This is a genomic window from Marivita sp. (assembly GCF_020055635.1).
In the GTDB taxonomy this organism is placed as follows: domain Bacteria; phylum Pseudomonadota; class Alphaproteobacteria; order Rhodobacterales; family Rhodobacteraceae; genus Marivita.
This window is the reverse complement of sequence record NZ_JAIPUT010000017.1, coordinates 18450-43617: the sequence shown is the minus strand read 5'-3', so window position 1 is coordinate 43617 and position 25168 is coordinate 18450. Positions and strand designations below refer to the sequence as shown.

General features: G+C 64.0%; 24 protein-coding genes. 11 read left to right on the top strand and 13 right to left on the bottom strand.

Annotated elements, in window-relative coordinates:
- The first annotated feature begins 128 nt into the window (after positions 1-128).
- The 4 genes from lpxC (at position 129) to LCF60_RS10365 (ending at position 5626) form a co-directional block, all read left to right on the top strand.
- Positions 129-1049, top strand: coding sequence for a UDP-3-O-acyl-N-acetylglucosamine deacetylase (gene lpxC / locus LCF60_RS10380; RefSeq protein ID WP_292291631.1), 921 nt, complete (start codon positions 129-131; stop codon positions 1047-1049).
- Between the two features lie 160 nt (positions 1050-1209).
- Complete coding sequence (locus tag LCF60_RS10375; RefSeq protein ID WP_292291630.1) at positions 1210-2064, top strand: outer membrane protein assembly factor BamD; 855 nt, start codon at positions 1210-1212, stop codon at positions 2062-2064.
- A gap of 41 nt (positions 2065-2105) precedes the next feature.
- Entirely contained in the window at positions 2106-3758 is a 1653-nt protein-coding gene (gene recN / locus LCF60_RS10370; protein WP_292291628.1) for a DNA repair protein RecN, read from the top strand.
- A 191-nt stretch (positions 3759-3949) separates the two neighbouring features.
- Entirely contained in the window at positions 3950-5626 is a 1677-nt protein-coding gene (locus LCF60_RS10365) for a chloride channel protein (protein WP_292291626.1), read from the top strand.
- A gap of 9 nt (positions 5627-5635) precedes the next feature.
- Here LCF60_RS10365 and LCF60_RS10360 read toward each other — a convergent pair whose 3' ends face one another.
- The 3 genes from LCF60_RS10360 to cobT form a co-directional block, all read right to left on the bottom strand.
- Positions 5636-5980 (bottom strand): DUF427 domain-containing protein, encoded by a 345-nt coding sequence (locus LCF60_RS10360; RefSeq protein ID WP_292291624.1) that lies wholly within the window; start codon positions 5978-5980, stop codon positions 5636-5638.
- Positions 5981-6039: 59 nt separating this feature from the next.
- A complete protein-coding gene (locus LCF60_RS10355; protein ID WP_292291623.1) occupies positions 6040-7821 on the bottom strand; it encodes an aminopeptidase P family protein in 1782 nt (593 codons plus the stop codon).
- 177 nt (positions 7822-7998) lie between these two features.
- Entirely contained in the window at positions 7999-9876 is a 1878-nt protein-coding gene (cobT, locus tag LCF60_RS10350) for a cobaltochelatase subunit CobT (RefSeq protein ID WP_292291621.1), read from the bottom strand.
- A gap of 157 nt (positions 9877-10033) precedes the next feature.
- Between cobT and LCF60_RS10345 the strand changes: the two genes are divergently transcribed.
- Positions 10034-10912 (top strand): hypothetical protein, encoded by an 879-nt coding sequence (locus LCF60_RS10345; RefSeq protein ID WP_292291619.1) that lies wholly within the window; start codon positions 10034-10036, stop codon positions 10910-10912.
- Between the two features lie 85 nt (positions 10913-10997).
- Here the strand turns inward: LCF60_RS10345 and LCF60_RS10340 are convergent, their stop codons facing one another.
- Together LCF60_RS10340 and cobS are read right to left on the bottom strand one after the other, a co-directional pair.
- Positions 10998-11417: a hypothetical protein gene (locus tag LCF60_RS10340; protein WP_292291617.1), complete on the bottom strand. Its 420-nt coding sequence runs from the start codon at positions 11415-11417 to the stop codon at positions 10998-11000.
- A 4-nt stretch (positions 11418-11421) separates the two neighbouring features.
- Positions 11422-12408 carry a cobaltochelatase subunit CobS gene (gene cobS / locus LCF60_RS10335; RefSeq protein WP_292291615.1) on the bottom strand — a complete coding sequence of 329 codons (987 nt, stop codon included), beginning with the start codon at positions 12406-12408 and terminating at the stop codon, positions 11422-11424.
- Positions 12409-12498: 90 nt separating this feature from the next.
- On the opposite strand from cobS, the gene LCF60_RS10330 reads away from it, so the two are divergent.
- From LCF60_RS10330 to msrB, 4 genes are all read left to right on the top strand, one after another.
- Positions 12499-13041, top strand: a complete 543-nt coding sequence (locus LCF60_RS10330; RefSeq protein ID WP_292291613.1) for a sigma-70 family RNA polymerase sigma factor — start codon at positions 12499-12501, stop codon at positions 13039-13041.
- A complete protein-coding gene (locus LCF60_RS10325; RefSeq protein ID WP_292291611.1) occupies positions 13038-13748 on the top strand; it encodes an anti-sigma factor in 711 nt (236 codons plus the stop codon). Before LCF60_RS10330 ends, LCF60_RS10325 begins: the two co-directional genes overlap by 4 nt.
- Positions 13749-13843: 95 nt before the next feature.
- Complete coding sequence (locus LCF60_RS10320) at positions 13844-14413, top strand: fasciclin domain-containing protein (RefSeq protein ID WP_292291609.1); 570 nt, start codon at positions 13844-13846, stop codon at positions 14411-14413.
- Between the two features lie 111 nt (positions 14414-14524).
- Positions 14525-15010, top strand: a complete 486-nt coding sequence (gene msrB / locus LCF60_RS10315) for a peptide-methionine (R)-S-oxide reductase MsrB (protein ID WP_292291607.1) — start codon at positions 14525-14527, stop codon at positions 15008-15010.
- Positions 15011-15034: 24 nt separating this feature from the next.
- Here msrB and LCF60_RS10310 read toward each other — a convergent pair whose 3' ends face one another.
- From LCF60_RS10310 to LCF60_RS10300, 3 genes are all read right to left on the bottom strand, one after another.
- On the bottom strand, positions 15035-16231 hold the full coding sequence (locus tag LCF60_RS10310; protein WP_292291605.1) for a UbiH/UbiF family hydroxylase: 1197 nt from the start codon (positions 16229-16231) through the stop codon (positions 15035-15037).
- An 82-nt stretch (positions 16232-16313) separates the two neighbouring features.
- Entirely contained in the window at positions 16314-16559 is a 246-nt protein-coding gene (locus LCF60_RS10305) for a hypothetical protein (protein WP_292291603.1), read from the bottom strand.
- A gap of 90 nt (positions 16560-16649) precedes the next feature.
- A complete protein-coding gene (locus LCF60_RS10300) occupies positions 16650-17294 on the bottom strand; it encodes a pyrimidine 5'-nucleotidase (protein WP_292291676.1) in 645 nt (214 codons plus the stop codon).
- 103 nt (positions 17295-17397) lie between these two features.
- On the opposite strand from LCF60_RS10300, the gene LCF60_RS10295 reads away from it, so the two are divergent.
- The gene (locus LCF60_RS10295) at positions 17398-18048 is read left to right on the top strand and encodes a GntR family transcriptional regulator (RefSeq protein WP_292291601.1); all 651 of its coding nucleotides are present in this window, start codon (positions 17398-17400) and stop codon (positions 18046-18048) included.
- On the opposite strand, the gene LCF60_RS10290 is transcribed toward LCF60_RS10295, so the two are convergent.
- Positions 18045-19775 carry a glycosyltransferase family 2 protein gene (locus LCF60_RS10290; RefSeq protein ID WP_292291600.1) on the bottom strand — a complete coding sequence of 577 codons (1731 nt, stop codon included), beginning with the start codon at positions 19773-19775 and terminating at the stop codon, positions 18045-18047. The two genes, LCF60_RS10295 and LCF60_RS10290, sit on opposite strands and share 4 nt — an antisense overlap.
- 136 nt (positions 19776-19911) lie before the next feature.
- On the bottom strand, positions 19912-21081 hold the full coding sequence (gene carA / locus LCF60_RS10285; protein WP_292291597.1) for a glutamine-hydrolyzing carbamoyl-phosphate synthase small subunit: 1170 nt from the start codon (positions 21079-21081) through the stop codon (positions 19912-19914).
- A 179-nt stretch (positions 21082-21260) separates the two neighbouring features.
- On the opposite strand from carA, the gene LCF60_RS10280 reads away from it, so the two are divergent.
- The gene (locus LCF60_RS10280; protein WP_292291595.1) at positions 21261-21725 is read left to right on the top strand and encodes a GatB/YqeY domain-containing protein; all 465 of its coding nucleotides are present in this window, start codon (positions 21261-21263) and stop codon (positions 21723-21725) included.
- Positions 21726-21795: 70 nt separating this feature from the next.
- Here the strand turns inward: LCF60_RS10280 and LCF60_RS10275 are convergent, their stop codons facing one another.
- The 3 genes from LCF60_RS10275 to ctaD all read right to left on the bottom strand — a co-directional run bounded on the left by LCF60_RS10275 (position 21796) and on the right by ctaD (position 25071).
- Positions 21796-22692, bottom strand: coding sequence for a hypothetical protein (locus LCF60_RS10275; protein ID WP_292291593.1), 897 nt, complete (start codon positions 22690-22692; stop codon positions 21796-21798).
- An 11-nt stretch (positions 22693-22703) separates the two neighbouring features.
- The gene (locus LCF60_RS10270; RefSeq protein WP_292291591.1) at positions 22704-23195 is read right to left on the bottom strand and encodes a DUF2244 domain-containing protein; all 492 of its coding nucleotides are present in this window, start codon (positions 23193-23195) and stop codon (positions 22704-22706) included.
- Positions 23196-23397: 202 nt separating this feature from the next.
- Positions 23398-25071 carry a cytochrome c oxidase subunit I gene (gene ctaD, locus LCF60_RS10265; RefSeq protein WP_292291590.1) on the bottom strand — a complete coding sequence of 558 codons (1674 nt, stop codon included), beginning with the start codon at positions 25069-25071 and terminating at the stop codon, positions 23398-23400.
- Between the last annotated feature and the right edge of the window lie 97 nt (positions 25072-25168).

Here is a 25168-nt window from a genome sequence, read left to right as displayed (position 1 = left end):
CGCCGACATGTTTCGGGGCGGTGTTTCAAGCCGTTACAATCTTTGATTTGAGGCTGGCGACCCGCCTTAGTATCACCCTCGTCAAGGCGTGCTTCTGGGGGGAACGCACGAAAACGGTCGAGGGTCCTTTGCAGACAACTGTTCAATCATCTGTCCGGTTCACGGGCGCGGGCTTGCACACCGGTCTTCCGGTGTCGATGTCCATTGGCCCGGCTCCAGCCGATCACGGCATTGTTTTCGAACGCACGGATATCCGGTTGGGCAATGCGCGTATCCCCGCGCTTTACGACCACGCCGAGCAGTCTCCTCTCTGCACGAAGATCGTCAACGCGGCGGGCGTGTCGGTGTCGACCATCGAACACGTCATGGCGGCTCTGGCAGGGTGCGGTGTGCACAACGCGCTGATCCGCATCGACGGACCCGAAGTGCCGGTGCTCGATGGCAGTGCCGCGCCCTTCGTGCGCAGGATCATGGCCACCGGGGTCAAGCGGCTGGCCGCGCCGATCCGGGTGATCGAGGTGCTGAGCACCGTCGAGGTTCATACGGCGCAGGGCTGGGCGCGGCTGGCACCGGGGCCGGGGCTGACGATGGATTTCCACATCGACTTTTCCGACCGGGCGATCGGCCGTCAAAGCAAGTCCCTGAACCTCGCCAACGGGGCCTTCGTGCGCGAATTGTGCGACAGCCGGACATTTTGCCGTGCGGCGGATGTCGAAGCGATGCGCGCGGTTGGCAAGGCTCTGGGCGGGACGATGGAAAATGCCGTTGTCGTGGATGGCGACCGGGTTCTGAGCCCGGGTGGCCTGCGCCATGCCGACGAGGCGGTGCGACACAAGATGCTGGATGCCCTTGGCGACCTGGCCCTTGCCGGCGCTCCGGTGCTGGGCCATTACGAAGGCCACAAGGCGGGGCATACCCTGACAAACATGCTGTTGCGCGAACTGTTCGCGACACCGGACGGGTTTCGCATCCGCGATTGCGACGTCGCGCTGGCGGCGCGGTTGCCCGGTGCCGGCGTCGAGGCACACGAGATCCCCGAAGTTGCGTGATCGCGTCGCTGCGCCGCTCTGGGCGGGCCGGATGTCGCTGCCCGATCCCGGCTCGTCGGCATCTGTGCCTAAAGGCGTTTTGCCTCGGGATTTAATGTGCTAGGACCGAGAGCAGACAAGTGGCACATATAGCCACGGCGATGAATCGAAGGTGACGGGCATGGCAGCGGGCAGATACGCAAGAGCTGTGATCGGAGCGGGGCTCTTGGTAGCGACTCTGAGCGCATGCGGGAACGGCGAGCGTCCGGGATTCGGGCCCGGTGGCGTGCCGATCGAGAATTTCACGGCGGAACAGATCTACGAGCGCGGCGAATTCGAACTGAATCGCAGCGATCCCGAAGACGCCGCTTTCTACTTTTCCGAGGTCGAGCGCCTTTATCCCTATTCCGACTGGGCCAAGCGCGCGGTGATCATGCAGGCCTATGCGCATCACCAGAACAAGGATTACGAAAACAGCCGCAGTGCCGCACAGCGTTACATCGATTTCTACCCGACCGACGAAGACGCCGCCTATGCGCAGTACCTTCTGGCGCTGAGCTATTATGACCAGATCGAGGATGTGGGCCGCGACCAGGGGTTGACCTTTCAGGCGCTGCAAGCGCTGCGCACGGTCATCGAACGCTATCCGGACAGCGAATATGCCCGGTCTTCGGTGCTCAAGTTCGATCTGGCCTTCGACCACCTGGCGGCCAAGGAAATGGAAATCGGGCGCTATTACCTCAAGCGCGATCATTACGCGGCGGCGATCAACCGCTTCCGCGTCGTGGTCGAGGATTTCCAGACAACCACCCACACTGCCGAAGCCCTGCACCGTCTGGTCGAGGCATATCTGTCGCTGGGCCTGACCGACGAGGCGCAGACCGCTGGCGCAATCCTCGGTTACAATTACCAGTCCTCGAGCTGGTACGAGGACAGTTTCAAGCTCCTGACAGGACGCGGTCTTGAACTGAAGGCGACCGGCGACAACTGGCTGGGTCAGATCTATCGCCAGATGGTCAAGGGTGAGTGGCTTTGATCGGGGGGCGGTGCGTCTGACCACGCACCCGGTTGCACAGAATGCTGCGCGCACTTGAAATACGGGACATGCTGATCATCGACCGGCTGGAGCTTGAGTTCCAGCCGGGCTTGAACGTACTGACCGGCGAAACCGGCGCGGGCAAGTCGATCCTGCTCGACAGCCTGGGATTCGTGCTGGGCTGGCGAGGGCGCGCCGAACTGGTGCGCAGCGGGGCAGAGCAGGGCGAAGTCACTGCGGTGTTCGACCTGCCCAAAGGCCACCCGGCGCATGACGTGCTGGCAGAGGCCGGGTTCGATGACGCGGACGAATTGATCCTGCGGCGGGTCAACACCGCCGACGGGCGCAAGACCGGCTGGGTCAACGACCGCCGCGTCACCGGCGAGATGCTGCGCGCGCTGTCCGATACGCTGGTCGAACTGCACGGCCAGCATGACGATCGCGGGTTGCTGAACCCCAAGGGACACCGCGCGCTGCTGGATCAGTTCGCCGGGCATGACGCGCTTCTGGCCGACGTCAAGGCGGCGTGGCGGGAGATGTCGAGGGCGCGCAAGGCGCTGGCCGAGGCCGAGGCGGCCCATGCCGCGGCCCAAGCCGAGGAAGAGTTCCTGCGCCACGCGGTCGGGGAACTCGACAAGCTGTCGCCGCAACCGGGCGAGGATGCCGAACTCGACGCGCGCCGCCGGATGATGCAGGGCGCCGAGCGTATTCGTGACGATATCCTGCGCGCCGAGCAGGGCATGGGGCCGGACGGGGCCGAAGGCGCGCTGGCCGATGCGCTGCGCTGGCTTGAAGGCGTCAGCGATGCAGCGGACGGGCGGCTGGACGAACCATTGGCGGCATTGGCGCGGGCGATGGCCGAACTGGACGAGGCGGCACGCGGCGTGGCCGACACGCTCGACGCGCTCGAATTCGATCCGCATGAGCTCGAGGCCACCGAGGAACGGCTCTTCGCCCTGCGCGGTCTTGCCCGCAAGCACAGCGTCGCCCCGGACGAACTTGCCGGTCTGGCGGATACGCTTCGCGATCGGCTGACCGCGCTGGACCAGGGTGCGGACCGGATGGCGCTGTTGCGATCCGAACTGCGCACGGCCGAGGCGGCCTACGAGGCTGCGGCCTCGGCGTTGCGCGCAAGCCGGGTTGATGCAGCCCGTCGGCTGGACAGTGCCGTCTGCGCCGAACTTGCGCCGCTCAAGATGGACCGCGCGGTCTTCGTCACCGATCTGACCGAAGCGCCCGCAGGACCGGAGGGCAGCGATGCCGTGGCCTTTACCGTGGCGACCAATCCCGGCGCACCGGCGGGGCCGATTGGCAAGATCGCCTCGGGCGGCGAACTCAGCCGCTTTCTGCTGGCTCTCAAGGTGTGCCTGTCCGAGCAGCGCGATGCCGGGCTGACGATGATCTTCGACGAGATCGACCGTGGCGTCGGCGGGGCCACCGCCGATGCGGTGGGGCGGCGCCTGGCGGCTCTGGCGGAAGGCGGGCAGGTTCTGGTGGTGACACATTCGCCGCAGGTCGCGGCGCTTGGCGCGCACCACTGGCGGGTCGAAAAGCATGTCGCGGATGCCCAGACCACCTCGACCGTCGTGCCGCTGGATTCCATGGCACGCGAAGGTGAAATCGCGCGCATGCTGTCGGGTGACACAATCACGACCGAGGCCCGCGCGGCGGCACGGGCGCTCTTGACCGGCTGACGCGTCGGCGAAAGGCTCGGCCCCGTGTCGGAGCAGGCAAGCCGCAGGTCTCGATGGTCACGGGCGCGTCCTGGCATCGACAGTCGCACAGTTTGACCCGGTGGGGGGTGGACACGACCGGTGCATCGGATAAGCCTTGATAATCAGATGATTTTTGGCGCATTCCGCCTTCCCCGAAAGGACCGCTGGGCATGGCACCGGCTTTGAGTGGTCAAATACAGGCAACAAGACGCCAGTTCGGACGCGGCTGGGATCTGCTGCGCCACAAGGGGCCGTCGCAGTTCCAGTTCTGGCTGATCGCCCTGTGTATCGGCATCGCGGCCGGTCTTGCCGCCACGCTGTTCCGTCTGGCGATCTCGGTCTTGCAGACCACGGTCTATGGCACACCGACCGTCACGACGATCCACAGCTATGCCGCGACGCTGCCCTGGTGGATGCTGCTGATCATTCCCACCGTGGGCGGGCTGACCGTCGGGGTCATCGTGCATTACTTCATGCCGGACGGCCGTGTGCGGTCGGTGGCAGACGTCATCGAAGGTGCCGCGCTCAATGACGGCCGCGTTGAAAAGAAGGCGGGGATCGCGTCGGCGATCTGTTCCTGGATCACCCTGTCGACCGGGGGCAGCAGTGGCCGCGAGGGCCCGGTCGTGCATATCGCGGCGATGATTTCGTCCTGGGTGTCGAACACGATCCGCGCCGACGGGATCACCGGGCGCGACCTGCTTGGCTGCGCGGTGGCCGCCGCCGTCTCGGCAAGCTTCAACGCGCCGATCGCGGGCGCGCTCTTCGCGCTCGAAGTCATCCTGAGGCATTTCGCCGTGCATGCCTTCGCGCCCATCGTGGTGGCCAGCGCGGCCGGCACGGTGATCAACCGCCTGGTTTTCGGCGACGTGACCGAATTCAAGCTGCCGGGCACGACCACGGTGGAATTCTACCTCGAGCTTCCGGCCTTCTTCATCCTGGGCCTGATCTGCGGGCTGGTCGCGGTCGCCATGATGCGGGCGATCTTCCTGGCTGATGACATCGGAACCGAGGTGCAAAGGCGCATGGGTCTGCCTTATCTGCTGCGCCCCGCCGTGGCGGGCGTCCTGCTGGGCGCGCTGGCGATCTGGTTTCCGCACATCATCGGCGTCGGCTACGAGACCACGTCGCGCGCCCTGACCGGTGCGCTTTTGTGGCACGAGGCGGTGGTGTTCGCGATGCTCAAGGTGGTCGCCGTCGCCATCACCATGGGCGGGCGCATGGGCGGCGGCGTCTTTTCGCCGTCCCTGATGCTGGGCGCGCTGACCGGGCTGGCATTCGGGCTCATCGCGACAGCCATGTTTCCGGACCAGTCAGGCACGGCCACGCTTTACGCCCTGGCCGGAATGGGCGCGGTGGCGGCGGCGGTTCTCGGGGCGCCGATCTCGACCACGCTGATCGTGTTCGAACTGACAGGCGACTGGCAGACCGGGCTGGCGGTGATGGTGTCGGTGTCGATGTCGACAGCGGTAGCCGCCCGGCTGGTGGACCGGTCGTTCTTCCTGACCCAGCTCGAGCGCCGCAACGTGCATCTCGCCGCCGGTCCGCAGGCCTATCTGCTGGCGATGTTCCGGGTGCAGGGCGTGATGCGCAAACCCACCGAACCGAACGCGGCGGATGAGGACGCCTGCCTGACGATGATCGAACAGGGGCTGTACGTGCAGGCACAGGCGACGCTCGAAACCGCGCTGCCGCTCTTCGACAAGTCCGGTGTGGCATTCCTGCCGGTGGTCAGGCTGGAGGGAGAGGACAACGCGCCCGTCCTGCAAGGCGCGTTGTTCCATGTCGATGCGCTCAAGGCCTATAACCGCGCCCTGGCGGCGACCGCCGAAGAAGAGCACAGCTGAGGCGCGGGGTCAGACCCGTTCGACCTGAACGCCGTCCTGAACGTGGAAGGCCAGATGGTCCTTGATCTGCGCCACGTCCTCCTGCGGGTCTTCATAGCTCCAGACCGCGTTGGAATAGGTCTTGCTCTTCGACACGATGTCGAAATAGCTCGCCTCGCCCTTGTGCGGGCAGGTCGTGCGGTGGTCGGACGCGTCCAGAAAGGCCGTCGCCACGTCGGAGCGCGGAAAGTAGATCACGAAGGGCATGTCTCCCTCGGTCAGTTCAAGAGCATTTGCGCTTTCGGCGATCACCGCGCCGCCGGCGCGGACGACCCAGGTTCCCTCGGCGGGTCTGACTGTAATGTGTTTTTGCATGATCCATCCCTTCTGACTGCGATGTACCGGGGTTAACGGGCAAATGTAAATGTATATGCTCAGATCGGCGCGCAGGCCTCGGCCAGCCAAGCGGCAGGTCCGCCGTCGACAAGGGGTCCGATCCGGGCCAGCACCTCGGCATGATAGGTGTTGAGCCAGTCCCGTTCCGCAGCGGTCAAAAGGCCGGTGTCGATCAGCCTTGTGTCGATGGGCGCATGGGTCAGGGTCTCGAACCGCAGCATCTCGGGCACGGTCTGACCGGGCAGGGCGGGGGCCTCTTCGACCACGACAAGGTTCTCGATCCGGATGCCGAACGCGCCTTCCCTGTAGAACCCCGGCTCGTTCGACAGGATCATTCCGGGCATGAACGGCACGGTGCCGGTGCGGGCAAGCCGCTGCGGGCCTTCATGCACGCTCAGGTAGGACCCGACCCCGTGGCCGGTGCCATGTCCGTAATCCAGCCCATGCTCCCAGAGCGCCACGCGGGCCAGCGCATCCATGTCGCGCCCGGCCAGCCCCTTGGGCCAGCGCAGCCGCGAGATGGCGATCATCCCCTTGAGCACCAGCGTGAAGGCCCGGCGTTCCTCCGCGCCCACCGATCCGACCAGGATGGTGCGGGTGATGTCGGTGGTGCCATCGACATATTGCCCGCCGCTGTCGACCAGAAGCAGGCCGGCATCGACGCTCCGGTTGGTCTGTTCGGTCACACGGTAATGCACGATGGCCCCGTTCGGACCGGCACCGGAAATCGTGTCGAAGCTGATGTCGCGCAGCGCATTGGTGGCCGCGCGTTCCGCTTCGAGCCGCCTGACCACGTCGATCTCGGTCAGGCTGCCGACGGGTTGGTTGTCGAGCCAGCACAGGAAGCGCACCATCGCGGCACCATCGCGCAGATGCGCGGCGCGTGCGCCGTCAAGCTCGGCCCGGGTCTTGCACGCCTTCGGCAACGCGCAGGGGTCCTGCGCTTCGATGATTTCGATCCCGGCGTCGCGCAAGGCGTCTGCCACAATCATCGGGCAGGAATGCGGATCGATCTGCACCGGACCCTCGAGCGCGGTCAGGGCGGGAAGAAACGCCCCGACCGGCAAGACCCGGACCTTGGGGCCAAGGTGATCGCCAAGCCCGTCCAGCTTGGCCGGATCGACGAAGAACGTCACCTCGCCGGAAGCGTGAAGAAGCGCGAAGCCTTGCACGAAAGGGGTGCGCGGCACGTCGTCGCCGCGGATGTTCAGCAACCAGCAGATGCTATCGGGCAGGGTCAGGACGGCAGTGGCGGCCGGGGTGATCTGCCCTGCCAGCCGGTCGATCTTGGCCTCGTGCGACTCGCCGGCAAGGTCCACCGGCTGCGCGAAGGCGGGTGTGGCGGGCGGCGGCGGCTGGTCTTCCCAGATGCGGTCGACAAGGTTGGCGCTGCGCCGCAACGCGATGTCGCCGACAGCCGTTTCCAGTTCGCGAATTTGCGACACCGTGTGCAGCCAGGGATCGAAACCGACCACGCTGCCCGTCGAAAGACTGTCCGTGATCCACTGTCCCAGCGACATCTCGGGCCAATCCACCGGCGTGAAGACATCCGCCACCTGCGACCGGACCTGCACCCGGTACCGGCCGTCGACAAAAACACCCGCCCTGTCACGCAACGCGACGCAATACCCGGCCGACCCGGTGAACCCGGTCAGCCACGCCAGGCGGCTGTCGCGCTCGGCGACATATTCGCCCTGATGCGCATCGGCGCGCGGAATGATGAAACCGTCCAGCCCCTCGGCCCGCATGACCGCGCGCAAAGCGGCGAGGCGGGGTGGACCCTGGTCCGGGGACGCGGTTTCCGTAAAGCTCTGGAACATGCAGCGGTCTTTCTTCTGTTTGCCCTATGCCAACCCGGAAACGGGCCAAAGGGCAACCCCCCGCACGGCGTTGAACGCGGCGCGCTTGCCCGGCTTCTTCTCTTTTCAAATATGCAAAATCCGCGGCCCGCAGGGCCGCGCGGATCGGACCGGCGTAGCCGGTTCGATTGCACCGCGTCAACTTGCCCTGCGAATGCCCATGAAGCGCGCCCGCGCCCTTGGATCGCTGTCGAACAGCGATGCCAGCTGTTCGGTCATTGCTCCGGCCAACTGCTCGACATCGGTGATCGTGACCGCGCGCTCGTAATAGCGCGTCACGTCGTGGCCGATGCCGATGGCCAGCAATTCCACCTGACGCCGCCGCTCGACCATGGCGATCACGTCGCGCAGGTGCTTTTCCAGGTAATTCGCCGGGTTCACCGACAGGGTGCTGTCATCGACCGGCGCGCCATCGGAAATCACCATCAGGATCTTGCGCGCCTCCGAACGGTGCAGCATTCGTCGATGCGCCCATTCCAGCGCCTCGCCGTCGATGTTTTCCTTCAGCAAGCCCTCTTTCATCATCAGCCCGAGGTTGGACCGCGTCCGGCGCCACGGCGCGTCGGCGCCCTTGTAGATGATGTGGCGCAGATCGTTGAGGCGGCCCGGCTGCTGTTCGCGACCTTCGTTGAGCCATTTCTCGCGGGCCTGTCCACCTTTCCACGCGCGGGTGGTGAAGCCGAGGATTTCCACCTTGACCGAGCACCGTTCCAGCGTCCGCGCCAGAACGTCGGCGCAGATCGCGGCGATGGAGATCGGCCGGCCCCGCATCGACCCGGAATTGTCCAGCAGCAGCGTCACCACCGTGTCGCGGAACTCGGTGTCCTTCTCGACCTTGAACGACAGCGGCGTGGTCGGGTTCGCCACCACACGCGCCAGGCGGCCCGCATCGAGGATGCCTTCTTCAAGGTCGAATTCCCAGGACCGGTTCTGCTGTGCCTGCAAACGGCGCTGCAACTTGTTGGCCAGGCGGCTCACGGCGCCTTTCAACGGCTCGAGCTGCTGATCGAGATAGGCGCGCAGGCGTTCAAGTTCGACCGGTTCAGCCAGATCCTCGGCCAGGATTTCCTCGTCATGGGTCGAATCGAAGACCTTGTAATCGGGATCCGCTTCGGAGATCGGGGCAGGGGGCGGCGGCTCCAGAGGCGCTTCGCCCTCGGGCATCTCGGCCTCGTCGCTCATTTCCTGGTCGGCCATCTCGTCCATCGAGACCTGCGCCTGGCTGGGATCCTGGGTTTCGTCCTGGCTCGATTCCGGGCTGGCTTCGGCGTCGTCTTCCTGTTCCTCGTCCTGACCGGTGCTGTCGGGATCCTGTTCGTCGTCGCTGCCCTCTTCGGCCTGGTCCTCGGCGTCGTCATCAAGCTCGTCGGGGTCATCGCCCAGCTGGTCGCCATAGCCCAGATCGCTGATCACGGCGCGCGCGAACCGGGCAAAGGCCGCCTGGTCGTTCAGCACGTTCTGAAGGGTCTCCAGCGTGTTTCCCGCCTGGTTCTCGATGAAGCCGCGCCACAGTTCCATGACATTCTGCGCCCCTTCGGGCAGAGTGCGGCCGGTCGCAAGGTGGCGCACCAGGTATCCGGCGGCCGTGGGCAAGGGCGCTTCGGCGGAATCCTTGATCTGGTCATAGCCGCGGCGCATCGCGTCATTGCCGATCTTGGCGTCGATATTGCCGGCCGTTCCCGGCATGTCGCGCGCGCCCATCGCCTCGCAGCGGGCGGTCTCCATCGCCTCGTAAAGTTCGCGCGCGAGGTCGCCTTGCGGCGCATAACGCGTGTGGGTTCCGGCGTCGTGATAGCGGCGATGCATCGCCATCGCATCCGCCGTGCCGCGTGCCAGAAGCACCTCGTCGCGGGTCAGGCGGCGGCTGATCTGCGGCAGCCGCATGGCGTCGCCCGAGATACCAGCCGGGTCGACGGAATAGCTGACCGTCAGGTCAGGATCATGCGCCAGCACCTTGGTGGCCTCGGCCAGCGCCTTCTTGAACGGATCGGCGGGATTGTCAGTCGGTTTGTTCATGCTCCCAATCTATCGTTTCCACCGCTCGGGACAATCGCGAAAGCGCAGAAAGCCGGGTCACCCGAAAAATTTGAAACCAACTCTGGAGGATCGCGTTCCTATCCCAAGACGTGGCCGCGTTGAACTCATGAGATGGGAGACGCAAATGACACCGAAGATGATCACATCAACGGCGCTGTCACTGATCGTGGCCATGGGCGCAACGACAGCCAGCGCACAGAGCAACACCACCGGCAACACCACCGACGGATCGTCAGACCAGGCGATCATGGAAAAGATCGAAGCGGCCGATGCGCCGGATACGGCGGAAACCGATCCGGTCAACGAGACCGCGTCGAACGAGATCGGGTCGACGAACCGGCAGATGGGGCAATCCAGCCAGTTCACGACGCAGTCCGGTGGAAACGTGACCGTGATGGACCTGCAATCGCTGAGCCATGACATCTATGAACGGGGCTATCGGCAGGGCTATATCCGCGGCGTGCAGGAAGCGCGTCAGGATTTTGCCATGCAGCTGAATTACCTGGCCAAGCGCGAGCAATTGGTCGAGAAGGCCGAGAACTGGGAAAGCAACCAGACCGACGGCTCCGGGTCGCAGCAGGCGCGGACGAACGGCCAGACAGGTTCCCATACCGGCGCAATGGGCAACATGCAAGGCTCGAACATGGGCTCAGGATCGGGACAGACCCGGATGAATGGCCAGAACGGCCAAATGGCGGGGCAGTCGAATGACCAGACGACCGGGATGAACAACACGCAGGGCTCGAACAACGGGTCGGCGTCCGGTCAGGCTCAGATGAACACCATGCAGATGCAGGAGAACGGGTCCGGGTCGGCAAACCAGCAGGCCGCGGCCAACACTGCCGGCAACGGTACGTCGGGCATGAACCCGAACATCAACCCGAGAAGCCAGATGATGGGTGCCCGGCCCGGCGGCACGGTGGTTATCCTTCCCGACGGAATGTCGCCCGAGCAGTTCATCGAGCAACTGGTGAACAATCGAAACAACGGATCGATGACCAACTCGGGTGGTTGATCCCGAGACGCGCAGTTCCTGGAAAGACGCGGCTGTGTTCAGCCGCGTTTTTTGCTGGAATATTGTCCAACAAGGGCCGACCGGGTCATTTCAGGTTTCGGGTTTCCGGATGGTCGGCTGCAAAATCCTCGCAGGTGGCGGTCAGCCGCTCGAAAATATCGCGGCTCTGGACATCGCCGTCGAAGATATAGCTTTCCATCAGGCGCACCATCTGCGGACGTTGCTCCGAGATGAACTGCTCGACCTCTGATGCGTCCCCCGCCAGCCGCAGGGCGACCTCGCGAAAGGCCTCGGCCGCTTCGAGATCGGTGGGGCTTGCGTCGAGATAGGGCGACAGGTCCGCGTAATCCGCATAACCGTACCAGAACGCGGCGCATTGTGCGGCAGGATACACCGGGTCCTGCGCCGAAACAGGGGAACCGCTCGCCAGGATCGCAAGGGCGAGGGGGGCCGCACGGACGGGTCGCGCCGCCGACAGAAGGGATGACAGGACGATCCCCGTCACCCGGTCACCCGATGCTCAGGGACGCCGCGCTTTCCGGAAGTTCCTCGTCAAAGCAGCGCTGGTAGAACTCGGCCACGGTCTGGCGTTCCAATTCGTCGCATTTGTTGAGGAACGACACGCGGAACGCATAGCCCACATCGCGGAAGATCTCGGCATTCTGCGCCCAGGCGATCACGGTCCGCGGGCTCATGACCGTGGACAGGTCGCCCGACATGAAGGCGGTGCGCGACATGTCCGCCACGGTCACCATCTGGCGCACGATCTTGCGGCCTTTCTCGGTGTTGTAATGCGGTGCCTTGGACAGCACGATCGAGGTTTCGGCGTCGATCGACAGGTAATTCAGCGTCGCCACCAGCGACCAGCGGTCCATCTGGCCCTGGTTGATCTGCTGGGTGCCGTGATAGAGGCCCGTCGTGTCGCCCAGACCAACGGTGTTGGCGGTGGCGAAGATGCGGAAATACTTGTGCGGGGTGATGACCTCGTTCTGGTCGAGCAGCGTCAGCTTGCCGTCGGTTTCCAGAACCCGCTGGATCACGAACATCACGTCGGCCCGGCCCGCGTCATATTCATCGAACACGATGGCCGTCGGGTTGCGCAGCGCCCAGGGCAGGATGCCTTCCTGGAACTGCGTGACCTGCTTTCCATCCACCAGCTTGATCGCGTCCTTGCCGATCAGGTCGATCCGGCTGATGTGGCTGTCGAGGTTGACGCGCACGCAGGGCCAGTTCAGCCGCGCCGCGATCTGTTCGATATGTGTCGATTTGCCGGTGCCATGGTAGCCCTGGATCATCACGCGGCGGTTGTTGCGAAAGCCCGCGAGAATCGCCAGCGTCGTGTCGGGGTCGAACTTGTAGGTGCTGTCGATGTCCGGAACGCGATCCGTGCGGTCGGGAAAGCCATGGACAATCATGTCCGTATCAATGCCAAACACCTCGCGCGCGGAAATTTCTTCTGTCGGTTTGGCGTTGATGTCGATCGTCCCGTCGGCCATGTTGCGGACATCCTTCTGAGCTGGGTTTCGCGAACGTGTCGTGCAACATAATGGCGGAAGGAGCAAGGGTAAGGGCACGGGATTTCGCTGATGACGCCGCAAGAAGAGGTCGAAAGGCTCATTGCGCGTGTGGCCATGGGAGACCGTGCAGCCTTCACGAAGCTCTACGACAGGACCTCTGCGAAACTTTTCGGCGTGTGTCTGCGTGTGTTGAATGATCGCGCAGAAGCCGAGGAGGTCCTGCAGGAGGTATTCGTGACAGTCTGGAACAAGGCCGACACCTACAGGGTCAACGGTTATTCGCCGATGACCTGGTTGATCACGATCACCCGCAACCGGGCGGTGGATCGCCGCCGCGCGCTGAAGCGGCCCCCCGAACCGATCGATACGGCAGACCTCTTGCCGGATGGCAAACCGGGCCCCGAGGCGTCGGCGGTTGCGGCTTCGGATGCGCGGCGGATCACCCAGTGTCTTGATGAGCTGCCACGGGCGCGGGCGCATCTGGTGCGGCGTGCCTATCTGGATGGGGACAGCTATGCCGATCTGGCCGAGGCGACGGGGGTGAACCTCAACACCATTCGCACCTGGTTGCGCCGCAGCCTGATTGCCCTGCGGGAGTGTTTGAGCCGATGAGCGACAAGACAAATCCACCCGAAGGCCCAGAGGAGGACGAACCGCGCGTCCTGGCCGCGGAATACGCGCTTGGGCTCTTGCCCAATGACGAGCGCGTGGCCTTCGAGGCACGCATGGCCGAGGATCAGGCATTGCGCGACGAGGTCGCCGCATGGGACGCGACCTTTGCCGAACTGATCGACGATGTCGAAGAGGTGCCCCCTTCGCCACAGTTGCGCAAGCGGCTCGAGGCGCGGCTCTTCGGGGCCAGGCGCCCGTCGATCTGGCAACAGGTCTGGCCCTACGCTGTGGGCGGCATCGCGGCGGCGGTGGTGTTGTGGTTCGCCGCGACAAGCGGAGTGCTGGTGACGGATGACGAGGCGGTCAGAGCGGATCTCGTGGCCGAGCTGGCCGCCACCCCCGACGGAGATGGCCTTGACCTGCGCGCCAATGTCGACACGACACGCGGCGCGGTTCAGGTCCTGCGCAGCGCCGGTGATCCGCCCGAGGGCCGGGTGTTCGAGCTCTGGCTTATCGCCGGGAACAACGCGCCCGTGTCGCTTGGTCTGCTTGACGGCGATGGCGACACGGTGATCGACCTGCCGCAAGACCTGCTGGCCAGCCTGCCAGGAGCGGTGCTGGCGATTTCCGATGAGCCGCCGGGCGGATCGCCCACCGGGGCGCCGACCGGCGCGGTCCGGGCTGCGGGGCCGCTCACAGCGTCGTGATCGCGATGTGATCCGACGTTCTGAAACATCGGGCCGCAGGGTTCCGTGTCTTCGTTCGACCCGCACCGATAACCGGCGGGCAACTGGAGGAAGACATGACTTTCAAGACACTGAGCACTGCACTTGTTTCCGCGCTGGCCCTGAGCGGCGTCCTTGCAGCGAGCAGCCACGCCCAATCGGCAAACCCCATGGTCGGGGGCGCCGCGATGTTCCCGGACCGGACGATCGTGGAAAACGCCGTGAACTCGGCTGATCACACCACGCTCGTGGCCGCCGTCAAGGCAGCCGGCCTGGTCGACACATTGTCCAGCGACGGCCCGTTCACCGTGTTCGCGCCCACAAATGCGGCGTTTGACCGGATTTCGGACGAGTCCCTGAACGCGCTGCTTCAGCCCGAAGCCAAGGCGCAGTTGACGCAGATCCTCACCTGCCACGTGGTCTCGGCGAACGCGATGTCCGAAGCCATCGCCGGCATGATCGCGGATGATGGCGGAATGCACGCGGTCCCGACGGTTGGCGGCTGCACATTGCAGGCGGAAATGGACGGCGACCAGATCACACTCACGGACGAAAACGGTCGCGAAGCCACCGTCACGATTGCCGACGTGCGGCAGTCGAATGGCGTGATCCACGTCATCGACCGCGTGCTTTTGCCGGCTCAGTAAACCCTGCAATCCCCATCACGGGGTGAGTTGAGATCGCGCAAAAGTGTGTGCCCTGGCCTTGCGAACATGCAGGTCGGGGCACCATCTTTCAGAAAATCCCAGGAGGATCCCATGTTGAGACGACATTTCTTTCAAGGTGCCGCCGCACTGTTGGGCGTCGGTGGTGCCGCCTCGGTCACGGCGTCGATGACGGGCGCAGCCGAGGGCAGTTTCGAAATCACCCGGTCCGAAGCCGAATGGAAGGCGATGCTGAGCCCTCTGGAATACCGCGTGATGCGCGAAGAGGGCACGGAACGCGCGTTCTCCTCGCCGCTGAATGATGAAAAGCGCGACGGCATGTTCCTTTGCAGAGGCTGCGATCTGCCTCTCTATTCATCCGAACACAAATATGACAGCGGCACCGGCTGGCCAAGCTTCTGGGAGGCGCAGGCCAATGGCATCGAGACCAAACCGGACCGGTCCCTGTTCATGACCCGCACCGAATGCCATTGCAGCCGCTGCGGTAGCCATCTGGGCCACATCTTCGATGACGGGCCGCAGCCGACGGGCAAACGGCACTGCATCAACGGTGTCAGCCTGACCTTTCAGGCCGCCTGACCGACAGGGTGGAACGAATGGGCCTCAGGTGCCGCGCGCACCGAGGCCCAACTGCATCAACGTCTTGCGGACCGGCGTCAGCGTGTAAAGCGCATCAAGCCCCTTGGCGCGGATGTCGCGCAGCGGTTGCGCGCTGAGCATCGAGGTCCGGTTCAATAGCGTGATCCCGGCCACCCGCGCGCGAATATCGCCGATGCGCCTCTGGTGGTAGCTGTCCAGCATCTTGCGGTTGCCGATCTCGTCTCCGGTCTGCCGGGCCAGGTCACGCAGGACGGCAAGATCCTTCAAGCTCATGTTCAGGCCCTGCGCGCCGATCGGCGGAACCACATGCGCGGCTTCGGCCACCAAGGCGATGCGTTCGCCGTTCAGGCGGTCGGCATGCTGGCTGATGATCGGCCAGATCGTGCGCCGCGACGCCAGTTCAAGCGGCCCGAACAGACTGCAGGATCGGGTGGTCATGGCCTCTTCGAAGGCTTCGGTGTCCAACGCCATCAGCGCCTCGGCCTTCGGGCCTTCCTCCATCCAGACAATCGCCGAGGACGGCCTTCCGTTCAGATCGGGCAGCGGCACAAGGGTGAACGGCCCGCCGGTGCGGTGAATTTCCGTCGAGACATTCTCGTGCGGGATCGGATGGGTGACGGCAAAGGCCAGCGCCTTCTGCCCGAAGCGCGTGGTCTGAACGTCGATCCCGGCCGCCTTGCGCATCGGTGAATTGCGGCCGTCGGCGGCGATGACCAGCTTGCAGCGCAGCTTGCTGCCGTCGCTCAGGCCGACCCGAGCCTCGGCCTCGCGGGTGAACAGCGACGTGGTGCCGACACCGGCGCGAAAGGTGACGGTCTCCATGCCCTCCAGATGGGCCACGAATTCACGCCGCAACAGCCAGTTGGGCAGGTTCCAGCCAAACGGCTGATCGGAAATGTCCGAGGCATTGAACGCCTTGGTCACGCGCGCTTCGGGCAGGGGACCACCGGCATCGACAATGCGCATGACCTGAAGCGGCATCGCGTGAGCGGCAAGCCGGCCCCACAAACCGATTTCGGTCAGAAAGGCCTGCGCGGGCTGAAGGAAGGCCGTGGTGCGCAGGTCCGCGCCTTCGGCTTCGCGGTCGGTGACGGGTGGTGCCGGATCGAGGCAGAGCACCGAATAGCCCTCTGCACCGAAGGCCGCAGCCGCGGCGAGCCCGGCGATGCCGCCGCCCGAGACGATGATGTCGTGGTCCATGTAACTGCCTTTCGGGACGCGAGTGTCGTGGCCCGGATCTATCCCGGACCAGCCCGAAACGCGATGCGTCAGGGCGCCCCTGTTATTTTCCGACCGTGATCAGGATCAGTGTCACCATTATCACCGGAACCATCGCAAGCGCGGCCATGCTGAGCGCGACGATACCCCACTGCATCACCGCCAGGACCAGCAGGGTCAGCAGGATGACCAGCAGGTAATAGATCGTGTCGGCGGGTCCTTCCTTGAGGTCACGCGCCACCCATCCGAAAACGGGAATGGCGTAGAGCGGATTGCGCCGCGGCTGGAGCGATGCGTCGGAAACGGACATTTGGGATACCTCTTTGCTGTCTCCATTGGAGATAGGTACGCCGCGCCGCGCTGAAACTGCCAAATTGCCGCAAGACGCCGGTATTTTCGGCTAGGTCAGCCGCGCCAGGAATTCCGACAGTTCCGAGGTATGATGATGGATGTGATCAGCCTCGATCGCATCGGGGGCCACGTGCACCGTGCGCATGCCCATTGCGTGCGGAGCCGCGAGGTTGCGCGGGTCGTCTTCGAACATCGCGGCGGTTCTGGTGTCGGTGCCATCCCGTCCGAAGATCTTCTCGAAGGCGGTGCGTTCGGGCTTGGGCAGGAACTCCGCATGTTCCACCCCGTAGACCGCGTCGAAGATGCCCCCGAGCCCGCGCGCCTTGAGGACGTTTTCGGCATAGGGCGCAGACCCGTTGGTGTAGACGATCTTGCGTCCCGGCAGGTCGCTGATCAGCGAGGCCAGGTAGGGATCTTCGGACAGCACCGAGAAGTCGATGTCGTGCACATGATGCAGATAAGGTGCCGGATCGACGTCATGTTCGCGCATCAGCCCCGCAAGGGTCGTCCCGTAGGTCTTCCAGTAGTCCAGCCGCAGCTTGTTGGCGTCGTCGTGGTCGATGCCGACCGCCTCCATCACGAACCGGGTCATGCGCACCTCGATCTGATCGAACAGGCGCACGGCGGGCGAATAGAGCGTGTTGTCCAGGTCGAAGACCCAGTGACGCACATGTTTGAAGGACGACTTTACCATGACCGCCAATCTAGGCGGGTGTCCGGGGCGCGGCAATGGCTCAACTTGCGTCTTTTGGCGTCCCGGCGCTATCGTGCGGAAACTCGAACAAGGATCCCGCGGTATGAAAGATGTGAAAGCCCCCCAGAAGGACGCGTATGCGTCGATCCTCGAGGCGATCGACGTGGGTGTCTACCGGCCGGGTGACCGCCTGGTGGAAAGCGATCTGGCCGAACGCTTCGGCATGTCGCGCACGCCGATCCGCGAGGCATTGCAGCGGCTCGAGACCCAGTCCTTGCTGACGCGGGACGGGCGGTCTCTGATCGTGGCATCGCTCGATCACAACCAGATGGCCGAGCTTTACGTGGTGCGTACCGAGCTTGAGGGTCTGGCAGCGCGGCTCGCGGCGCGCCACGCAACCGAGGAAGAGGTACAGGTCTTGCAGGACATGGTGCATGACGACCGCGCCCTGCTTGACGATCCATCGGCACTGGCGCGGGCGAACCGGCGGTTTCACAAGCAGATCCACCTGGCGTCGCACAACCGGTTCCTTGTTCAGCAACTCGACCTCGTGCACCGGTCGATGGCGCTGATGGCGACGACGTCGCTGGCGGCGCAGGGACGGGGCGAGATCGCGCTGGCCGAACATCAGGCAATTGTCGATGCGATCACCAAGCGTGACGAGGACGCGGCCTACCGCGCGCTGCGGGATCACATCTCTGTGGCCTTCGTGACGCGGCTCAAGCTGGATTCGCTTTCCAAGGACCATCGTTAGCGCCGGGTGACGTGGATGTCGCCGCCGGGAACATCCGGTTCCGAAAGACCGTGCTGGGTCTTGTCCCAGTAGAACGGCTTGAAGATCAGTTCGGACCACGCCTTGTAGACCGCGAAGACGCCCATCGGAAAATAGAAGATCATCATCGGCACCCATTGCATGAGCTTTTCATGCCGGGTGCGTCCGACGGCGACGAACCCGACCGCAAGCGAGACCAGCTCGGACAAAAGAAAAAGGGCCACAAGGCCCCCTATCCACTCTGCCGGGAAGGCATCGAGGAATGGCGTCCCGTAGCCGAAACAGACCAGCCAGAACGACCAGAGCGCGGGCGCGAGCGTGAATTGCAGGATGGTGGTCAGGAAGAAGAACTGGAACCCCAGGAACTTGCGCAGCCCCAGATCGCGCAGCAGTCGGAACGGTCGGCGCATATGCACCATGTAGGTGATGATGTATCCCTTGAGCCAGCGCGACCTTTGCTTGATCCACGGGATCATGCGGTTGTTCGCCTCTTCGCGCGTGACAGTCGGGATCAGGATCGTGCGATACCCATGCCGGGAGAGTCGGATCCCCAGATCGGCGTCTTCCGTGACGTTGTGGGCGTCCCAGCCGCCAACCTGCTTCAGGGCCGACCGCTTGAGATACACGGTGGTGCCACCCAGCGGAATCGGCAAGCCCAGCCGCGCCGCGCCGGCCAGAACGATGCGGAACCAAGTGGCGTATTCGATGGTGAAGCAGCGGGCGATCCAGTTCGACCTGGTGTTGTAGAAATCCAGGATGCCCTGAACGCAGGCGACATTCGCCGGGGCGTGGTGGAACGCTTCGACGATCCGCTCGATCTGGTCGGTCGCCGGTGCATCCTCGGCATCCAGAACGCCGATGATGTCACCGCGCGTGTGGTTCAGCGCGTAGTTCAGGGCGCGCGGTTTGGTCTTCAGCCTGCCATCCGGCACCCGGACCACCCGCATCCATGCCGGCAGCGAGATGGCGTCGATCATCTGCCGGGTTCTGGTGTCCTCGGACTCCAGCACGAGCACGACATCCAGAAGGGATTTCGGATAGCTGAGCCGCGACAGCCGTTGCACAAGCGCATGCGCGATCGCCGCTTCGTTGAATAGCGGGACAATCAGGCTGACCACCGGTTTCTCTGCCAGTGGCACATGCACCGGCTTGCCGGGCGGTTTCCTGTAACCCGCGAAGAACACCACGATCTTGAAGAGCTGGCAGGCGACAAGGTTGGTCACCGCGACCGCCGTGATCCCGGCGAAGAACGCGTTGGGAAAGAAGAAGATGAGCGCAAGGCTGACCCCGAAGAACAGCGACGCCAGCAGGCCTTGCGACAGCGAAAGCTTGTTGATGTCGCGGCAACTGTAATCTTCTGCCACCTGGGTTTCCGCCAGGTCGGCGAGATACTCGCCATGTCGCGACGAGATGAATGCCAGCAAATCCTCCTCGGACACGTCGGCAAAGAGGATCGGCCCGATCTCGTGTTCCAGCATGTCGCGCAGCTGTGACCGATCACGGTCCGGCACGGCACCCACGAGGATCGCATCGCCAAGCGTGCCCCAGGGCAGGACCCGGTGTTCGAGACAGAACTCGGGCGGCAACAGGTGGTCGAGCGTCGGATCGGGCGGGTTCGTCGCTGGGTCGAGGCGTCGGCGGCGGGCATTCAGGTTGCGCGCATTGCGCAGCACGGCGTCGGTCAGATCGTCCTGCGCGCGTTCGGGCATGGCCCGGTGCGTCCGGTACCCCGAAGCGAGCAGAAAGGGCCCGTCTGACGCGATAGCTGATTTCACCGACATGAGTCCCCCGGGCGACTTCCGGGGGACAGCTAAGCGTCAAAAGCTTAAGCGCGCGTTAACGGGCTCAGACCTTTTCGGCCTTGGCCTGAGCCATCGAGTCCGCGAAGCGTTCGAACAGGTAGAAACTGTCCTGCGGGCCGGGGCTGGCCTCGGGGTGCTGTTGCACCGAAAAGACCGGCCGATCCGTCATGCGGATGCCGCAGTTCGAACCGTCGAACAGCGACAGGTGGGTTTCCAGAACGCCTGTCGGCAGGGTCTGACTGTCCACCGCGAAGCCGTGGTTCATCGAGGTGATCTCGACCTTGCCGGTCTCGGTGTCCTTGACCGGGTGGTTCGCGCCGTGGTGCCCGTGATTCATCTTGACCGTCTTGGCCCCCAGCGCCAGCGCCAGCATCTGGTGGCCAAGGCAGATGCCGAACATTGGCAGGTTGGTCTCGTTCAGGATGGTCTGGATCATCGGCACGGCATATTTGCCCGTGGCCGCGGGATCGCCCGGACCGTTCGACAGGAACACGCCGTCGGGATTGTGCGCCAGCACCTCTTCCGCGGTGGCGGAGGCGGGCAGGACCGTCACATCGCATCCGGCGCTCGCCAGGCAGCGCAGTATGTTGCGCTTCGCGCCATAGTCGATGGCGACGACCTTGTGCCTTGCGTCGGTCTGACGCTTGTAGCCCTCGGGCCACGCCCACCGCATCTCGTCCCAGCGATAGGACTGGACGCAGGTGACATCCTTGGCCAGGTCGAGCCCTTCGAGACCGGAGAAGGCCCGGGCCTTTTCCACCAGCGCCGCAAGATCGAAATTGCCCTCGGGGTTATGTTCCAGCGCCACATGCGGTGCGCCCTGCTGCCGGATCGCCCGGGTGAGTCGGCGGGTGTCCACGCCACCGATCGCGATGCGCCCGCGCGCCGCAAGCCAGGCGCTCAGTTCCTGAACCGCGCGCCAGTTCGAGCTTTGCGTCGGCATCCACTTGACGACCATGCCTTCGGCCACCGGGTCGCCGGTCTCGTCGTCATCCGGGTTGACGCCGACATTGCCGATATGCGGGAAGGTGAAGGTCACGATCTGACCGGCGTAGGACGGATCGGTCATGATTTCCTGATAGCCGGTCATCGCGGTGTTGAAGCACAGTTCCGCCACCGACGTGCCCGTGGCGCCAAAGCCGCGACCATAGAAAATCGTGCCATCCGCAAGCGCAAGGCAGGCGGTCGGTGTGTCATTCGAAAGCTGGGACATGGCGCGACTCCGCTGGATTAAATCTTGCGGAACCTAAGACTGCGATGGCGGTTGGTCAAGGGAGGTCGCAAAAAGCGATATCCATGTTTTTCAAGAGGTTAGCTCTATTGCTTGCCGCTTGCGTCTGATTGGGTCCTCGCTTAATGTGCGCGCTCGCTCAAGCATGGGGACGGGACTACATGGACCTTCGGACACGGATCACCACGTCGATCAAAAAGGCGATGCGCGACAAGGACAGCGCGCGGCTCTCGACCCTTCGGCTGATCAATGCCGCGATCAAGGACCGCGACATCGCGGCCCGCGGCGAGGGCAAGGAAGACGGTGTCGCCGACGACGAAGTGCTTGCGATCATGGGGAAGATGGTCAAGCAGCGCAAGGACACCGCCAAAACCTATGAAGAGGCCGGGCGGCTCGATCTGGCGGAACGCGAACTGGCGGAAATCGGCGTGATCGAGGAGTTCCTGCCCCGCAAGCTGTCGGACGAGGAAGTGCGCGCTGCGGTGGATGCTGCGGTTGTCGAGACCGGCGCGTCGTCGATCCGCGACATGGGGCGGGTCATGGGCGCGCTCAAGGCAAAGTATACCGGCCAGATGGATTTCGGCGCGGTCGGACCGATGGTCAAGGACCGGTTGTCGAACCTCTGACCGGTTGGTCGGGGCGCGTTTCCGTCGACGGAAACGCGACGATGCGTCGACGCATCGTCCGCCGCGCCTGTCACATCCCGAAATCCATCCTGATCCCGGCCAGTGTTTCAGGCTGGTCGATCCGGTAACGCTGCACGAAGCGGGTCTTGTAGCCGACACGTCCCCGCCGCGCGCCGAAATTCTCGCCATGGTTCAGCATGTAGAGCACCGACGGCCGGGACAGCGGGCGCAAAGCTTGCCCGGCCAGCCGTGCAAGGTAGGGAAACATGCGGTGTTCGTGCTGCGTCATCTCGGCCAGGAACGCGGTCGAGGCAGGCTCTGCCGGGTCGTGATAAAGCGCGGCGCAACTTCCGCAAAGCTTCCAGAACGGTTTGCGCATCGGCGCGGCAAGACTGCGCCTGTCCGCCAGCGCGATCTGTCCGGTCGCCACATCCATCACCAGCCCGGATTGCACCAGGTACCCGCCGGGGTCCTGCCGCCTCAGCATTTCCGTGACCGTGCCCTGTCGCAGCAGGTCATCCGCATCGAAGGACATGACATAGCCGGGGCGGTCGGTCAGATCCGGCAGGGCCTCGGTCAACACGCGCAGCTTGCGCCACTTGTCGTTGCCCGGCGTCGGGTCGGTGAAGGGCAGATAGGTGATCCGCGGATCGTCCGGCAGATCCGGCCGGTCCTGACAGCAGATCACTGCTTGCCACTGCGCGTTGTCTTGCCTGATGAAGCTGTGCAGCGTGTCCTGCAGCCGGGCGATCACGGCGGGCCAATCGCCGACATGCTGCGGTCCGACCAGCGGAATCAGGAAGGTGACCTGCTGCGCCTGTTGCCGGGGCAGGTCGGCGGCACGCAGCGCCATCGCCGCGCGTTCCGAGGGCACCATGTCGGTCGTCGGCTCTGTATGCCCGAGAGCCTGTGCTAGCACGAGATGCCATGCGCGGCTGAGCTTTGGAACGGCGGGAACTTGGGCCATGGAGCCTCGGGTCAGGGTGTGGCGATGCGCCGAACCCTGTCACTCAGTTCCGCGTACAGCTCTTTGCGTTCGTCTTCGCTCAGAAACGCGCCGATCTCAACCTCTCTTCCGGCCCCCGACAGCGTGACATAATGCGGGACCGGCCCGCCTTTCTGATGCATGTTGACCTGTGTCCAGTAGGGGTTGCAGTGCCATTCCTGCGGCGCGCCTTTCCGGGTCTGACGCGTGAGGTGCAGATCGTCCGGCGTGAGTGTCAGGATCTCGATGATCTGCAGATCGCGTTCGTTGCGCCGCAGCGCGTACCACATCGCCCCCAGCGCCAGCAGCATGAAGGGCAGGATGCCCCAGAGCAGCACCGTTCCGATCAAGCCGTAAAGCGGGATCGTGGACAGGGTGAAGATGCCGAGGATCGTCGCCGCGAACCCGTAGGCGGGCAGCGATTGATGCGGCCAGAGGCGCAGTTCGAGATTGTCTTCAGAGGTGTCTGTCCACGTATAGGGCATGGTCGGTCAGTATCCTGTCAAAAGCAGATCACAGGCGCGGATGATGTCGTCCCTCAGATGCTTGGTCGAGCCCACATAGGTCGCCAGTGACGAGGTCATCACGGTGGCGATACCGCGCAACCTACCCGCAAACAAAGGCAGGTTTGATGGCTAAAGGCCCCGGCGTTTCCACCGGGGCCTTCGATTTCAGTTCACGCAGGTCTTAATGTGCGTGGGTCTTTTCCCAGTCTTCCCGCTTCGGAAGCTGCTCGAACGTGTGCTCGGGCGGCGGGGAGGGCAGGGTCCATTCCAGCGTGTCCGCATATTCGTTCCACGGGTTCTTCGCGGTCTCGGCCCGGCCCTTGGCAAGGCTCCAGGCGATCACGCCGATGAAGAACAGGAACGACGCGAAGGACAGGAAGGCCCCCCAGCTCGACACGTAGTTCCAGAAGGCAAACGCCTCGGGATAGTCGATATAGCGGCGCGGCATGCCCTGACGGCCCAGGAAGTGCTGCGGGAAGAAGGTCAGGTTGGCCCCGATGAAGAAGGTCCAGAAGTGCAGCTTGCCTGCCCATTCGGGATACATCTTGCCGGTCATCTTGGGGAAGTAAAAATAGATCCCCGCGAAGATGCCGAACACGGCGCCAAGGCTCATCACGTAGTGGAAATGCGCCACGACGTAGTAGGTGTCATGATACGCCCGGTCCACGGCCGCCTGCGACAGGACGATGCCCGTCACACCGCCCACGGTGAAGAGGAACAGGAACCCGAACGCCCAGAGCATCGGTGTCTTGAACTCGATCGAGCCGCCCCACATGGTCGCGATCCACGAGAAGATCTTGACCCCTGTCGGCACCGCGATGACCATCGTCGCCAGCATGAAGTAGGACTGCTGGGTCAGCGACATGCCGACGGTGTACATGTGGTGCGCCCACACGACAAAGCCCAGAGCGCCGATCGCAATGATCGCCCAGACCATCGGCAGGTAGCCGAAGATCGGCTTGCGGCTGAACGTTGCGATGACATGGCTGATGATGCCGAACGCGGGCAGGATCACGATGTACACTTCCGGGTGGCCAAAGAACCACAGGATGTGCTGGTACAGCACCGGGTCGCCGCCGCCGGCAGGATCAAAGAAGGTCGTGCCGAAGTTGCGGTCGGTGAGCAGCATGGTGATCGCACCCGCCAGAACCGGCAGCGCCAGAAGGATCAGCCACGCGGTGACGAAGATCGACCAGGCAAAGAGCGGCACCTTGAAGAGCGTCATGCCCGGAGCGCGCATGTTCAGGAAGGTGGTGATCACGTTGATCGCACCCAGGATCGACGAGGCACCCGAGACGTGGACCGCGAAGATCGCGAGGTCCATCGACATGCCGCCTTCATTGGTCGACAGCGGCGGATACAGCACCCAGCCCACACCCGAGCCCAACTGGCCATTGCCGCCCGGTGCCAGGACCGAACAGACGGCCAGCGTTGTCCCGGCCACGAAAAGCCAGAAAGACAGGTTGTTCAGACGCGGGAACGCCATGTCCGGCGCACCGATCTGCAACGGCATGAAATAGTTGCCGAAACCGCCGAACAGCGCCGGAATCACCACGAAGAACATCATCAGGATGCCGTGTCCGGTGATCAGAACGTTCCAGAGATGGCCGTTCGGGGTACAATCGCCAACCGCTGCTGCGGTCAGGCGGGCGCCTTCCATACACATGTACTGAACCCCGGGGTTCATCAGCTCCATGCGCATGTAAACGGTGAAGGCCACGGAAATGAAGCCCGCGAGACCCGCGACGATCAGGTAGAGAATCCCGATGTCCTTGTGGTTCGTGGACATGAACCAGCGGGTGAAAAAGCCGCGCTGATCCTCATGTTCGTGGCCGTGAATGGCGGCGTCTGCCATATCTGCCTCCTGCTGGTTCCCAATAAAAAGGCGCAGGGATTCTCCACGCGCCATTTCTTCCATACACGTTTTAGAATGTGAGGCAGGTGGCGGCAAC